This window comes from Actinomadura sp. GC306 (genome assembly GCF_004348665.1).
In the GTDB taxonomy this organism is placed as follows: domain Bacteria; phylum Actinomycetota; class Actinomycetes; order Streptosporangiales; family Streptosporangiaceae; genus Spirillospora.
The window spans coordinates 1-14,088 of sequence record NZ_SMKM01000179.1; the positions used below are offsets into that span (position 1 = coordinate 1).

Genomic DNA, 14,088 nt, shown 5'->3' on the forward strand with positions numbered 1-14,088 from the left:
CCGGGCACCGAGAACGAGTTGTCGACGTGCTTGGGCGCCCGCACGACCGGGGGCGGGTCGGTCCGCACGACGTTGGCCGGCTCCCCGGTGATCGGGGTGTTGGGCGCCGGCGGGTCGGTCGTCCCGGTGGTGAAGCTCAGCATGATCGGGTTGCTGTTCGTGCCGACCGTGCACTTGGACCCGAGGAAGGGGTTGACGAGCCGGATCTTCAGCCCGACGTTGATCCTGTAGTCCGAACTCACCGGCACCTCGAAGTGCCCGGCGTACTCGGGCTGGGCGTACACCGCCGTCAGCAGCGGATCACCGAACAGCCCGGGCTGGACGAGCATCGGCTCCGCCCGCAGCTTCCCGAACACCGTCTCGTACTCGAAGGTCTCCAGGTTGAGCGTCTGCGCGAACGTCATCCGCATCGGATGCTCGATCTCCTGGTCGAAGTTGCCGACCTGGAACGTACCGCTGGTGATCACGGCCACGAAGCACTGCGAGTAGACCGGGCTCGCACCCTCGGGCAGCGGCGGGCAGTCGGAGAAGTCGAAGCTCTCCGGAATCGGGTCGGGATTGAGAGTCGGGGCCGCCTGAGCCGGGGCACCCATGCACAGGGCCAGTGCCGCCGCCGCGATCGCGGCGGGAAGCGCGAGGCGGGAACCGCGCTTCGAGAACCGGGCGAACTTCACGGTCGATCCTTTCGCAGTACCGGTGGAACGGGATCAGAACGCCAGACGACCAAGGTTCAATCGCAGTTGACGCCGAACCTCCGACAGATCACGCCGCATATGAGTGCGGCAACGCGCGACATCTTCGCGAGCCGGGATCGACTGGATTTCAGAATCGCGACCGCCGGATCGCAAGCGGTGACTCGTTCGGTCGTCCCCGCATATACCGCGCCTTGGGGGGTGTACCGTGCCCGCGGGGTCGCCGCGGGCACGGCCGGTCGTCCTGCCGTCCGCCTTACAGCTGGGAGTACTGCTTCTGGACGACGTACTCGTTCTGGATCACGGTGTTCTTCCCGGCCGGCGAGGGGAACCCGCCGACCTGGTTGATCAGCCAGTTGGCGGCGCCCCAGCCGAACACGCAGCCGCTGGCACCGGGCACCGAGAACGAGTTGTCGACGTGCTTGGGCGCCCGCACGACCGGGGGCGGGTCGGTCCGCACGACGTTGGCCGGCTCCCCGGTGATCGGGGTGTTGGGCGCCGGCGGGTCGGTCGTCCCGGTGGTGAAGCTCAGCATGATCGGGTTGCTGTTCGTGCCGACCGTGCACTTGGACCCGAGGAAGGGGTTGACGAGCCGGATCTTCAGCCCGACGTTGATCCTGTAGTCCGAACTCACCGGCACCTCGAAGTGCCCGGCGTACTCGGGCTGGGCGTACACCGCCGTCAGCAGCGGATCACCGAACAGCCCGGGCTGGACGAGCATCGGCTCCGCCCGCAGCTTCCCGAACACCGTCTCGTACTCGAAGGTCTCCAGGTTGAGCGTCTGCGCGAACGTCATCCGCATCGGATGCTCGATCTCCTGGTCGAAGTTGCCGACCTGGAACGTACCGCTGGTGATCACGGCCACGAAGCACTGCGAGTAGACCGGGCTCGCACCCTCGGGCAGCGGCGGGCAGTCGGAGAAGTCGAAGCTCTCCGGAATCGGGTCGGGATTGAGAGTCGGGGCCGCCTGAGCCGGGGCACCCATGCACAGGGCCAGTGCCGCCGCCGCGATCGCGGCGGGAAGCGCGAGGCGGGAACCGCGCTTCGAGAACCGGGCGAACTTCACGGTCGATCCTTTCGCAGTACCGGTGGAACGGGATCAGAACGCCAGACGACCAAGGTTCAATCGCGGCTGACGCCGAACCTCCGACGCAGATCCGCCCACGGGAATACCCTTTATTCCCAACCGGATCGTAAGACCGGCTCGATAGCGGTTCAATATGCAGCGGACCGTCAATTTGAAGTTTTTTCCGATCTTGTTAGCGGCTGCCATAACCGACTACTCCGGGACTGGCGGTATTATCATCTGCCGCATATCGGCAGATCTCCTGGAGTAGTTCACCCAGCCTTTGATTGGACCGAGTGGCGGCAATAGACCTGGCGAGGGGCGCGGTCACTGCGGTGCCGCTACGCCGCACTCGCCGCGGGCCTGTGAAGGCCCGCGGCGAGCTGGCCGGACCGAACCCGCTGGGGTGGTACAGACGGGCGCGGCCGCGGTACTTGGCCGACTCAGGGTGAGGTGAACTCAGGCCACGGCCGCGGGAACTTGAAGTCGGCCGTTCCGGTCCCAAGAATGGCACCCTTGAAGAAGCCCGGCAGGTTGCACGTGGATTCCGGGCCGGTCATCAGCGTTCCTCCGCTGGCACCCCGTCCAGGCTCCGAGGCCAGGACACCGGTTCCGTTGTCGTAGCGCCCTTGGATGTCTCCGGGGCCCGTTACGATATTGAAGGAGGGGCCGAAGTAGAAGCCACCGAATCCCAGGGTGCACTTGCCGCCGGCATCCGAGCCATTTGTGTCCACGGTCGTGTTGATGACCACATTGTTCAGCGAGAACCGCGGGGAACCATCCTCATTGAAATCTATGATGCTCACGAACAGGTCGGTTATCGGGGCGATCTCGGCCGGATAGAGGTCGCCTTCCGAGCTCTTGACGTCACAGTCCTCGAACGACATACCGCCCTTCGCCAGGAGGAACCGCGACTTCCAGTGCCCTTCATCCATCTCGAGCCGCATCGTTACCGACTCGCAGGTCACCTGCCCCACCCTGCCGGGCGGTCCCGCAGTTGTAAGCATGAAGTTGTCGGCGACCGCGGTAATCTTCCCACCCGACTTCACCGTAATGGTCTCCGGCAGGGGGCCGGCGCCGTCGACACAATCGCCACCGCCGACTGGGTCGCACCATTTCCCGGACTCGGCTCTGGCGTAGTTTCCCGCCCCGGAGACGCTCGCGGTGAGGAGCGGACTGAGGTCTTCCGTGACCCCGCAGCCCTTGAACGGCGGGATCTCGAGGTCTTCGACGACAATCTCCTGCCCATCCGTCGCCAGCCGGACTCCGGCTTTCTGGCTCCCTACGAAGCCGTGCGCGGACATGAGGGTCGGATCTGTCGTGCAGTTGTCACCGAGGTCAATCGTGACCCCGTTCACCGCTGCCGTGCCGACCTTCAGACGAACGTATGTCATGGCCCGGAGCGTCATATCGTCCAGCACGTTCGGCAATTTCAGGGTGTCGTTGAGACCCCGGTACCGGAAGTTGCCCGTGATCGGAGCGTTTTCCCCTTGGCCGGGGGCACGGGACTGAACGGCCTCGGCCACCGCGCGTGTCGGCATGAATCCGAACCCCAGCACGGTTCCGGACGCCGGATAGGTTTGGTTGACGACGTATCCGACATCTTCAAAGTAGTTCGGACCAGAGAAGAGATCGATGGGAGAGTAATCTATGACATGTCTGCGCAGGAGAGTTTCAAGGGCGACCGGAACGGCACCGTCGGCCTTTTTGAGGTTGACGAAGCCCGTCGCTTTGATGCAGTTCGGCACCCCTTCCTTCTCGGTCGCCTTCAGACCGTCCGGCCTCGGCGGGTCCTCGTAAAGCTTCATCAGCGCGGGATGGGGGTTGATGTCGTATCGCGGATCGACGCCGGGAGCGGGGACCTCCTTGCACAGATTCCCCGGAGGAACGGCGGCCTGGCGGGAAACACCGCTCGGCGCGTTGAGAGCCGGGTTCTGACTTCCCCCTTGCACCCGCACGGTACCCAAGACCGTTTCTTTCTCCGCCGTGCAGCGCAGCGACAGCTCCGCCTCTTCCGTCCTGGTCGCGGCGTCACTCGGCACCAAGGACAGATTCAGTTCACCGGCCACCCATGAGAGCCCGCCCCGCGATTGCGGGACCACCGGCGGCGCCACCCCGCTACCGGTCAGTTGCACCGTCCCGTCCTCCCCACGCGACGGCGCGGCCGCCAAGGCGAAAGCCGGCCACCCTCCGCCCCGTTCTTGGACGGCGTCTTGAACGGCGACCCCCACCTGGGCCACGCCCGAGATCGCGGGAGCGTCGGCCACGCCCGTGACCGGTGGCGCCGAAGACTCATCCGGCGACTTCCCCACTACCTCGTCCACCAGCTCCGCCGGGACGCCCACTTCCACCCTGACGGTCCCCGGCTGGATCGGCTCGCCCACCATGCCGGTGGCCGGGACGCTGCTATCGACCCGCAGCCCCACCTCGTGCGTACCGGCTTGACCGGCGCACACGAACCGCATCTCCGCCCCAATGTCCGCCATCGCCGACGGGACGGCCACCAACGCGCCGCTACTCACGGTAAGTGCCGTCATCGCCGCGATCCGTGCGGCGCTCCTGGGGATCGGATGCATATTTCATGTCCTTGGTCGACGGGCGAGGGAAACCGCACCCGGGCTTCGCCCGGGTGCGGTCGCGATCAGGGACGAACCCTCACGTCACGGGCTGGTGATGTGCTGGTCCGACGTGAGCTGGTAAGCGCCGGCCAGAGTGATGGGGTCGCCCACGTTGGCGAGCCCGGCGCACCCACCGCCGGCGGTCGTCTGCACCTCGAGGTTGCTGCCGCTCACGGAGAGCACGTCGGTGCTGTTCGTGAACGTCCCGTTGATCGTGCCGGGACCACCACCGGGACCACCGACCGTCACAGTGCAGGGCGGGCTGGCGTTGATGGTGGCCGTGGCCTCGACATTGTTGAGCGTGCCGGTGGTCACGCCCGAGCTGTAGCTGACGGCGTCGAGGGTCCACGGGTTGCTCGGGCTGGCCGAGGCCGTGATGGTGGTGGAGGCGATCCCGATGGCGGCGCACCCGGCGGAGGTCACGGAGGTCACGGAGGCGATCGCCACGCCGGAGAGGCCGCTGCCGCTCTGCAGTGAGCCGCTAGCCGACGAGATGGGGCAGACCACCGACACGCCGGTGTTCGGGTTCAGGGCGTGCAGGGGCTGGGAGTTGTTCCCGGTGACCGCGCCGCCCGGGTTGGACGACCAGGTGGCGAGGGGCGCCGCCGAGGCCGGGGCGGTGGTGAGGGCAGCGGCGGTGGCGGCGACCGCGGCGGCGGTCAGAGCCGTTCGGGTGATCTTACGCATGTCAGTTCTTTTCCCTTCGCGGGGGGGCAACTTCTTCTACTCGTAGGGACACTGACCACTTTCTGCAGAAACGAACTCCTCCGGGTCGACGGGAGCAGAACCCCGGAAGCCGAACTACTTCAGCTCCACCACAAGACCACCCAGTCCTGCCGTACTCATATCGAAATATACCTGCCAGTAGCGCACTTCTCAAGAGCAGGTAAAGCATCTCTCCTCAGTCGCCCATAAAGTTGCCGCCGCTTGTCATCCGCTTAGCATTCGATCACTACGCATTTATCGCCAACTTACAATTCTTTCGATCAGGACGTATTATCGGATGCCCGCCATGTGCTGTACTTGAGCCGTCCCCGGCGCCGTCGGGTCGGCCATATTCCCGACGCCGCTGAGTTTCTCGCATGGGGGTTCGGGCTCCCACATGCCTGCCGACCGGGTGACCGTAATCGGGGATACGGTCACAATCAATGGCGGACGCTCATTCAAGGGCTGGTGATGGTTTGCCCCGGGGTGACCTGGTACTGGCCGGCGATAACGATGGGGTCGCCTGGGTTGGCCAAACCGATGCACCCGAAGCCGGGGACGGCCGTCTGCACTTCGAGGTTGCCGCCGCTCACGGCGAGCACGTCGGTGCTGTTCGTGAACGTCCCGTTGATCGTGCCGGGACCACCACCCGGACCGCCGACCGTCACCGTGCAGGGCGGGCTGACATTGATGGTGACCGTGGCCTCGACACCGGTGAGCGTGCCGGTGGTCACGCCCGTGAGCCCGTCGTAACTGACGGCATTGAGATGCCATGGCAGGCCGGTAGCCGTGACGCTGGTGGAGGCTACACCGATCGCGGCGCACCCGCTGGTGCTCACCGAGCTGAGTTGACCGATCTGCGCACCTTGCAGGCCGCCACCGCTCTGCAGCGTGCCGTTCGCCGACGAGATGGGGCATACCACCGCTACCCCGGTGTTCGGGTTCAGAGTCTGGAGGGGCTGAATGTTGATCGCGGTGATCGACCCGCCCGGAGTGACCGTCCAGGTATTGATCTGGTACTGGGCGGCGAATACGTAGGGGTCGCCGAGATTGGCCAAACCGGTGCATCCCGGGGTTGCCGTCTGCACTTCGAGGTTGCCGCCGACGCCCAGGTCGATCAGTCCGGTGCTGTAGCCGAAGGCTGCGTTGACCGTACCGGGACCGCTTCCAGGACCGCCGACAGTCATCGTGCACGTCGGGGAGGAATTGATGGTGATCGTAAGCGTGACACCGGTGAGCGTGCCGCTTACCACGCCCGTGCCCGGATTGTAGCTGACCACGTTGAAGTTCCACGGCAGTCCGGTTGCCGTGACGGTGGTGGAGATTCCACCGGTCGTGATGCATCCGCTGAAAGTCACATTGGAGAACGTGTCAGGAATCGGACCGGACGGGCCGTTGTCGGTCATGCCACTGACCGTCGACACCGGGCAGACCGAACTCACCCCGGTGTTCGTGTCCAGAAAGTAGGCGGGGGAGGTGTTGCCGGCGCTGTAGGGCCCGACCGCAAAGGCGGGGACGGCGGTGAGGGCGATGAGGGCGATGGTGATGGCCGCGACCGCAGCAGTGGTGGCGGCCTTCCGAATAAGGGCTCGCATATCGCTTCCTGCTTTCTCCTCGAACAACGCCTTCCCTGGATTTCCGTCCTATACAGAATGTCCTCCTTTCGTGTCTGCCGAGGGCCGACTCTCCTTCACCTGCCGCTTTCACCGAGCCCTAGCAATCAGGCGCCGAGTGTGTCGATCTCGGTGATCTTCCATTTGCCGTCGGTGTGGACTGCGTCCACGGCGAAGACGGCGGCGGAGTAGCTGGTCTCGTTCTTGTCGGTGCGGGTGTTGCGCTGGTCGGCGAAGACCAGGAGGCGGGCGCGATCACCGGTCAGCGTCTTCACCGCCGTGTCGGTGACCGTGGTGGTGAGGACCTGCTTCTGCTCCGGTGCCTGCTTGTGCACCAGCGCGAAAAGCTGGTTGTACTGCTGGACGGCCTTTCCGGTGAGGAGGTCCTGGGCGGCCTTCTCCGTCTTGGCGGTGTCCGCGTAGTTGTAGGAGAACACCGTGTTGACGGCGGTCGTGATCTGGCCTCTGACTTCGCTGGTGCGGGCGTTGTCGCTGAGGGCCGCGTTGTCCGCCGAGGCCGCGCCGGTGAGGCCGCGTTCCTGATCGAACGACCAGGCGGCCACTCCGCCCAGCGCCATTGTCAGCGCGCCGAGGAGGACGACCAGGCGAATGCGTGCGGTGCCGGGGACCACCCGGCCGATGGTGCTGATCGCTGCCAATTTCGTCTCCTCGCCGTCAGGGCGTTCCGGTCGGGGCCTGGCCGAGGGCCGACAGTTTCCAGCCGGACGAGGTCTTCGTGAGCTGGCCGGCGAACCGGCGGGTGTTATCACTCGGCTTGCCCTCGGCGCCGGTGATGGTGATGCGGACGGCGGCGATGACCGCGGCCTTCCCGGCCCGGGTGTCGAGTTCGGTGAGGCCGGATTCGAGGATCTTGGCGGTGCTCGTCGTCTCGGCCTTCTTCACCTCGGCCTCCAGCCGCGAGCGGCCCTTGGCGATCTCGTCGTACAGCTCGGCCGTCGTCGAGTCCTGCCAGACCTTCAGGCCCGCGTCCACGTTGCGGTGGTCGAGGGTGTTGAGGTTGACGATCGCCTGGTTCGCGACGGCGAGGACCCTGTCGCGTTCGGCGGCGTAGGCGAGATCGTCATTGCCCGCCGCCGAGTTGTACGACCAGCCGAACCACGCGGCGGCGGCCGCCGCGATCACCGTCACCAGCGACGCCACCCGGATCAGCGGGTCCCGGGAGAGGCGGCGCGACGCGGGCTCGTGCGCCTTCTTCGCCGCCTCGGGCTTGGGCGACTTCCTCGCCGCCTCGGGCTCGTCCGATTCCTCGGGCGCCTCGGCTCCGGTGGCCTTCGCCGTGTCCTCGGCGGGCTCGGGAGCCTCGGGCTCCTCCGCCTTCGGCACGGCGGTCTTGATCCTGCTCACCGTGGTTCCACCCCTTTCCTCAGGCGGCCCGGAGGTCGCTGATGCGCCAGCCTTGGTCGTTGCGCGCCGTGACGATGAGCTGGGCCGCGACCGGCGGGCCGGTGCGCTCGCCGTCGCGGGTGGCCGTCTGGTCGAGCATGACCAGCAGCACCGCCGTCCCGTCCTCGCTGAGCTTGATCACCCCGGCCTTGGCGACCTTCGTGGTGAGGGACAGCTTCATGACCGGCGCGTTCTTCTTCACGACGCCGAACAGCTTGCGGTACTCGCCGATGGCGTCTCCGGTGAGCACCTCGTTCGCAGCCCGCTCGGTGGCCGCGGGGTCGGTGTGGGTGTAGGTGAAGATCTGCGCGATCTGCGCGGAGATCCCCACGACGGCCTTCTCGGTCGCGGCCTTGTCGACGAGCGCCCGGTTGGCGGCCGGTGAGCCCTCGCTCCGCCTGTCGGCCCAGCCGTCGACGGCGAAGGCGGACACGCAGATCGCCAGGGCGAGGGCCACCGGCCAGCCCAGTCCGGCGGCCCGCTTGAGCATGGGAAGCGACGGGCGCCGGACCGGTCCGCGGCGAGGCCGGGCGCTGCGCGCCGCCCGTTCCCGCCGGGTCCGAGGTTCCTGCTCGGTGATGCTCACGACCCGCTCCCCTCGGCCGGCTTCCCGCCGGGCGGCAGCGGGTTCAGCTCGCTGACCTTCCAGGCGCCGCCGACCCGCTGCATCGCGACCTCGTAGCGCTTGCGCTGCTCGGTGCGCCGGCCGTCCTCGCCGGTGGCGTCGGTGAAGATCCGGACGGACGCGATGACGGTCGCCTTCCCGGCGGAGTCGTCGAACTCGGTGACGGCGAGAGCGGTGATCTTGCCGTGCGAGGGAGCGGCCTGCTTGGCGAACTTCTGGCGCGCGGCGGGCATCTCCGCCTCCAGGGCGTCGTGGAACGGGCCGGTGGCGACGCGCAGCCGGTGCGCGAGGTCGAGGTCGACGCGCTTGGGGTCGATGCTGTTGAGCTGCGTGATGTGCTGGACGGCCGTGCGGGTCAGCTCGTCCCGTGCGGCGGCGTACTCGTTGTCGGCGCCCCGTCCGGCCTGGAAGAGCGACCACAGCGACGTGCAGAGGAAGACGGTCGCCACGGCGATCAGCACATAGCCGGCCGGGCGAACCAGCGGGACCGCCCGGACGGCCGCGCGGCGCGCCGCCGCGGCGCCCCTCACCACGGGCCTCCCAGCCCGAGGAGGCCGCGCAGGTCCGCGGGCACGGCCGGCTCGGTCACGGCGGGCAGCCCGAACGTGCTGAGCAGGTCGGTGACCTCGGTCCGAGACAGTGACCCGGGCTTGGCCGGCTCCGGAACCCCCCTGCGCGGCGCGTTCGCCGAACCGCGCACGTTGATGCCGGTGCTCGGGCTCTCCGTGCAGCGGGCACCGCGGTTGAACGCCGGGGCCTCGGACAGGTCCAGGCCGTTGCGGTAGCGGGTCCCGTCGTAGCCGCGCGTGCAGGGCTGCGGGTTGAAGAACGTCGTCGCGAAGCCGACCCGCAGCTTGTCACCGGCCACGATGGTCGACACCATCCCGGCGGCCTGCGGCAGCCGGACGAGCAGTTCCTCGATGGCGGCCTGGCGCGGCTCGCCCAGCCGCGCCAGGGTGAGGAAGTCGGCCAGCAGCACGCTCAGGCCCGGGTCGAGGTCGCGGAGCAGGCGGGACAGTTCGGCGCCCGCGCCCGGCCCGGACCGGATGACCTCGCGCAGGTCGGCGTCGGAGTCGCGGAGCTGCCGGGCCAGCAGGCGCGTGTTCAGCGAGAACGACTTGAACGCGCCCGACAGCTCGTTCTGCGTGCGCAGCACGTCCTCACCGTTGTGGATCAGCGCGCGGGTCTCCGGGAACGCGGCGTCGGACGCCGCGACGAACCGGGCGCTGGTGTCGAGGAGCTGCTGGAGGTGCGGCCCCTGCCCGGCGAACGCGAGACCCAGCTCGTCGATCAGTACCCGGAGGTCGTCCAGCGGAAGCGACCCGGTGAGGTCGTTGAGGCTCTTGAGCGTCTCGTTCACCGGCGCCGGAGTGGTGGACGCGCTGCGCGGGATCGTGGCGCCGTGCGCCAGGTAGGGCCCGGCGCCCGTCCGCGGGCGCAGGTCGACGTACTGCTCGCCCACGGCGGAGCGGTTGGCGACGACCGCTTCAAGGTTCGTCGGGATGTCCGGCGCGGAGTCCTCGATGCGGAGTTCGGCGATGACGCCGTCGTCGCTCAGGTCGAGCTTGCCGACCTCGCCGACCGTGACGCCGCGGTAGGAGACCGCCGACCCCTCGAAGAGCCCGCCTGTCGTCGGCAGGTCGAGCTTGACGGTGTAGTAGCCGCGCATCCCGACGTAGCGGCCGAGGTCGGCGTACCTGATGCTCGTGTAGCCGACGACGACCAGGGCGATCACGATGAAGGTGACGATCTTGATGCGGGTGCCCAGTGTGAGCATGTCAGTCGCCCTCCCCGAGCGTCGGCAGCGGCAGGGGCGGTGCGTCGCCGGGGGCGCCGGGGCCGTCCGGCGGCGCCTGCGGTGCGACCTGACGCGGTGCCTCCGGTGACGGCGCGTTGACCTGCTGGCCGCCGCCCGTGGTGGGGCACGGCTCCGGCCGCGGCCCCGGAACGTCGGACCCGGCGAGCGTGCCCGCACGCGTGAGTTGCTGCCCGAGCCCCTGCTCGGCCGGGTCCTCCTCGCTGGTCCCCATCGGCGGTTCCTCCTTCACCGGCGGGACGACGCAGTTGAAGCCCTCGGCGGCGACGACCGTGAGGTAGCCGTTCAGGTAGTCGCCCTTGACGGCCTTGAGCGCCTCGTCGGTGAACGGGAACGTGAGCAGGACCTCCATCGACTTCGGCAGGTCGCGGCCGGAGTCGGCGAGCTTTTCGAGGATGACCGCGAGGGAGCGCAGGTTCGCGGCCGTGTCGTCCCGGCTTGCGTTGATCGTCTTGACGGCGACGTCCGACAGCTTCTCCAGCGCGCGGAGCATCTCCACGAGCTGCCCGCGCTGGTCCTCCAGGACCTTGAGGCCCGGCGACAGGTCGTCCAGGACGGTCTCGACCTGGCCGTTGCGGGACCGCACGGTGGACGACAGGCGGTTCAGCCCGTCGAGCGCGGTGGTGATCGACTCGCGGTTGCGGTTGAGGGTGCTGGTCAGCTCGTCCAGGTTGCGCAGCGCGGACCGGATCGTGTCCTCCCGGCCGCCGAGCGCCTGGTTCAGTTCCCGGTTGATCGTCCGGATCTGCGGGAGCCCGCCGCCCGACAGCAGCAGCGACAGCGCGCCGAAGACCTCTTCCACGTCGGCGTTGCGCGACGTGCGGGCCACCGGAATCGTGGCGCCGTCCGCCAGCCGTTGCGCGGACGGCTCGGCGGGGGCGGACAGCTCGATGTACTTCTCCCCCAGCAGGCTCGACTGCTCCAGGTTCGCGTTCGCGTTCGCGGGGAGCCGCACGTCGCCGTTCACCAGCAGCGTGACCTCGGCGTCCCACGACCCCTTCGGCAGCGACACCTCCTTCACCCGCCCGACCGGGACGTCGTTGACGCGCACCGCCGCCTGCGGGACGAGGTTCAGCACGTCCTCGAACTGCACCTTCACGGTGTACGGGTGGTCGCCGAGATCGGCGCCGCCCGGCAGCGGGATGTCCTCGATCCGCGTCGAGCAGCCCGCCGCCAGGACGGTCGCGGCGGTGCAGAGCGCCAGCACCTTCGTGGGCACGCGCATCAGCGGCCTCCCTCGTCGCCGTTGCCCGTGTACGTCGGTCCCGCGGCCGGCAGCGGCAGCGGGGGCGCGCCGCCCGCCTGCGATGGCGGCACGGACGCCAGTCCGGGCGTCCGCAGCCGCTCGCACTGCTCGCGGATCGTCTCCGGGGCGGAGACCGCCGACGCGCACAGCGGGCTGGCGTTCGTCGCCGGCGGGTCGACGCCCGGCTGGTCGAGGCTGCCGAACGCCTTGGTGATCTCCAGCAGGTTGCCGCGGGCGACCAGCGAGCGGGTCTTCGGGTCGTAGGCGTTCAGCGCGTTCTGCGCCACCAGCGGCGCCGTGTCGAGGATCTCGGCGAGGGACGCGCGCTGATCGACGAGGACCTTCGTGATCCGGGTGAGCTGGTCGACGTTGCCCTTGAGCTGTTCGCGGTGCTCGGCGATGAACAGCTTCACCTCGCCGAGCGCCCGCGCCAGGCTCTCCAGCGCCGCGCCGAGCTCGTCCCGGTCGGCGGCGAGGAACCCGCTGACGTCGGCGAACTGGTTCTCCACCAGCCTGATCTGCCCCTCGTTGTTCCGGAGCATCTCGCTGAACTTGTTGAGGTTCGACACGGTCGCGTAGAGGTCGCCGCTGGAGTCCGCGAGCGTCTGGGACGCCTTGCCGAGGTCCGCGATCGTGGTGTTGAGCAGCTTGCCGTTGCCGCCGAGGTTGGCGGCACCGACGCTGATCACGTCCGACAGCGCGCCCTGAGCGTTCAGCCCCTGCGGCCCGAGGTCGTTCGCGAACGTGCGGACGGCGGTGTAGAGCTGGTCGAGTTCGAGCGGCGTCGCGGTGCGGCTCACGTCGATCGTGGCGCCGGCCGCCATCTTCGGGCCGCCGCTGTAGGCGGGGGCGAGCTGCACGTACCGGTCGGAGACGAGGTTCGGGGCGATCACGACGGCGTGGGCGCCGGCGGGGACGTCCACGCCCTCGTCCACGGTCATGTCGACCTTGACCCGCGTGCCGAGCGGCTCGATGGCGTCGACGGAGCCGACCTTCACGCCGAGCACGCGGACGTCGGATCCGGGGTAGACGCCGATGGTGGTCGCGAAGTAGGCGGTGATCCTGCGGCCGGGTCCGTCGCCCAGCATCGGGATCAGCGCGACCGCGACCAGGAGGACGAAGACCAGGATGACCGCTTCGAGCACGCGCACCTGCCGGTCCCGGGTCGGGGACGGCAGCCGCGGCAGCTTCGCGGTGCGTGTCGGGGACGACGCCATGTCACCGGCCTCCCGTCAGGTGCGGCGGCTCGCAGCCCTTCACGGGCGGCGTCCAGCGGCCGTTCTCCAGGTACTCCTTGGGGACGGTGCCGCACAGGTACCCGTCGATCCACCGGCCGTTGCCCGTCGTGTTGCCGACGAGGCGCAGGTAGGGGGCGGCGTTCTCCAGCGTCCGGTCCAGGTTCCGCTGGTTGCGTTCGAGCAGGTCGGTGACCTTCTTCAGCGAGGTGAGCGTCGGGCCGAGGGTCCGCCGGTTGTCGCCGACGAGGCCGACCAGCTCGTCGGCGAGCCGCCGCGTGCCGACGAGGATCGCGTGGATCGCCTCGCGCCGGCGGCGCAGCTCGGCGAGCAGCAGGTTGCCGTCCTCGAACAGCGCCTCGAACTGGGCGTTCTGCGCGGCGATGGTGCCCGACAGCTTCTTGGTGCCGGCGAGCAGCTGCGCCAGCTCGGCGTCCCGGGACGCGATCGTCTTCGACAGCGACGACAGGCCCTCCAGCGCCACGCGGACGCTGGCCGGGGTGTCCTCGAACGTCGTGGAGATCGTGTCAAGGCTCGCCGCCAGCGACGCCGTGTCGAGCTGCTCGAACGTCCGCCCGAGGTCCTGGAACGCGGTCGTCACGTCGTAGGGGGCGATCGTCCGCTCCAGCGGGATCGGCCGGTCGGGGTCCTGCTCGCGCGCCCCGAGCGGGTCGAGCTGGAGGTACTTCGACCCCAGCAGCGTCTTGATCATGATGGCGGCGCGGGTCGCGTCGCCCACCCAGGTGTCCTTCACCCGGAAGGTGACCTTGACCTTGTCGCCCTCCAGCTCGACGCCGGTGACCTTGCCGACCTTCACGCCCGCGACCCGGACCTCCTGGTCGGGCTTCAGCCCGGCGGCCTCGGAGAAGTACGCGTCGTAGGTCGTGCCGCCGCCGATGACCGGCAGGTCGTCGGCGCGGAAGGCCAGCATGCCGAGCACCAGCAGCGCCGCCAGCCCGATGATCGCGACCGGGATCGGGTTGCGGTCGCGCAGCGGCTTCAGCCGCGGCCGGCCCTTCTTCGGCCGCGGCAGCGCGCGCGGCAGCGGCGCGGGCGGCCCGCCCGGGG

13 protein-coding genes are annotated in these 14,088 nt (G+C 68.7%); all 13 read right to left on the reverse strand.

Annotated features, from left to right (window positions below):
* Window positions 1-674 (reverse strand): hypothetical protein (locus E1200_RS22455; RefSeq protein WP_131954039.1); only part of this gene is annotated, 674 nt, incomplete at its 3' end.
* Window positions 675-948: 274 nt separating this feature from the next.
* Window positions 949-1,758, reverse strand: coding sequence for a hypothetical protein (locus E1200_RS22460; protein WP_131954040.1), 810 nt, complete (start codon window positions 1,756-1,758; stop codon window positions 949-951).
* 443 nt (window positions 1,759-2,201) lie between these two features.
* On the reverse strand, window positions 2,202-4,334 hold the full coding sequence (locus tag E1200_RS22465) for a DUF6801 domain-containing protein (RefSeq protein ID WP_131954041.1): 2,133 nt from the start codon (window positions 4,332-4,334) through the stop codon (window positions 2,202-2,204).
* Window positions 4,335-4,418: 84 nt separating this feature from the next.
* Entirely contained in the window at window positions 4,419-5,063 is a 645-nt protein-coding gene (locus E1200_RS33895) for a hypothetical protein (RefSeq protein WP_165950418.1), read from the reverse strand.
* 476 nt (window positions 5,064-5,539) lie between these two features.
* The gene (locus tag E1200_RS22480) at window positions 5,540-6,703 is read right to left on the reverse strand and encodes a hypothetical protein (RefSeq protein ID WP_131954043.1); all 1,164 of its coding nucleotides are present in this window, start codon (window positions 6,701-6,703) and stop codon (window positions 5,540-5,542) included.
* Window positions 6,704-6,801: 98 nt separating this feature from the next.
* Window positions 6,802-7,353: a hypothetical protein gene (locus E1200_RS22485; protein ID WP_131954044.1), complete on the reverse strand. Its 552-nt coding sequence runs from the start codon at window positions 7,351-7,353 to the stop codon at window positions 6,802-6,804.
* A 16-nt stretch (window positions 7,354-7,369) separates the two neighbouring features.
* The gene (locus tag E1200_RS22490) at window positions 7,370-8,059 is read right to left on the reverse strand and encodes a hypothetical protein (protein WP_243708754.1); all 690 of its coding nucleotides are present in this window, start codon (window positions 8,057-8,059) and stop codon (window positions 7,370-7,372) included.
* Window positions 8,060-8,078: 19 nt separating this feature from the next.
* Window positions 8,079-8,684, reverse strand: coding sequence for a hypothetical protein (locus E1200_RS22495; protein ID WP_131954045.1), 606 nt, complete (start codon window positions 8,682-8,684; stop codon window positions 8,079-8,081).
* Complete coding sequence (locus E1200_RS22500; RefSeq protein ID WP_131954046.1) at window positions 8,681-9,253, reverse strand: hypothetical protein; 573 nt, start codon at window positions 9,251-9,253, stop codon at window positions 8,681-8,683. The genes E1200_RS22495 and E1200_RS22500 overlap by 4 nt, the downstream gene beginning before the upstream one ends.
* Window positions 9,250-10,500 (reverse strand): MlaD family protein, encoded by a 1,251-nt coding sequence (locus E1200_RS22505; protein ID WP_131954047.1) that lies wholly within the window; start codon window positions 10,498-10,500, stop codon window positions 9,250-9,252. Before E1200_RS22505 ends, E1200_RS22500 begins: the two co-directional genes overlap by 4 nt.
* Window position 10,501: 1 nt before the next feature.
* A complete protein-coding gene (locus E1200_RS22510) occupies window positions 10,502-11,764 on the reverse strand; it encodes an MCE family protein (RefSeq protein WP_131954048.1) in 1,263 nt (420 codons plus the stop codon).
* The gene (locus E1200_RS22515) at window positions 11,764-13,002 is read right to left on the reverse strand and encodes an MCE family protein (protein ID WP_131954049.1); all 1,239 of its coding nucleotides are present in this window, start codon (window positions 13,000-13,002) and stop codon (window positions 11,764-11,766) included. The genes E1200_RS22510 and E1200_RS22515 overlap by 1 nt, the downstream gene beginning before the upstream one ends.
* Before the next feature lies 1 nt (window position 13,003).
* Window positions 13,004-14,065, reverse strand: a complete 1,062-nt coding sequence (locus E1200_RS22520) for an MCE family protein (protein ID WP_131954051.1) — start codon at window positions 14,063-14,065, stop codon at window positions 13,004-13,006.
* Window positions 14,066-14,088 lie beyond the last annotated feature (23 nt).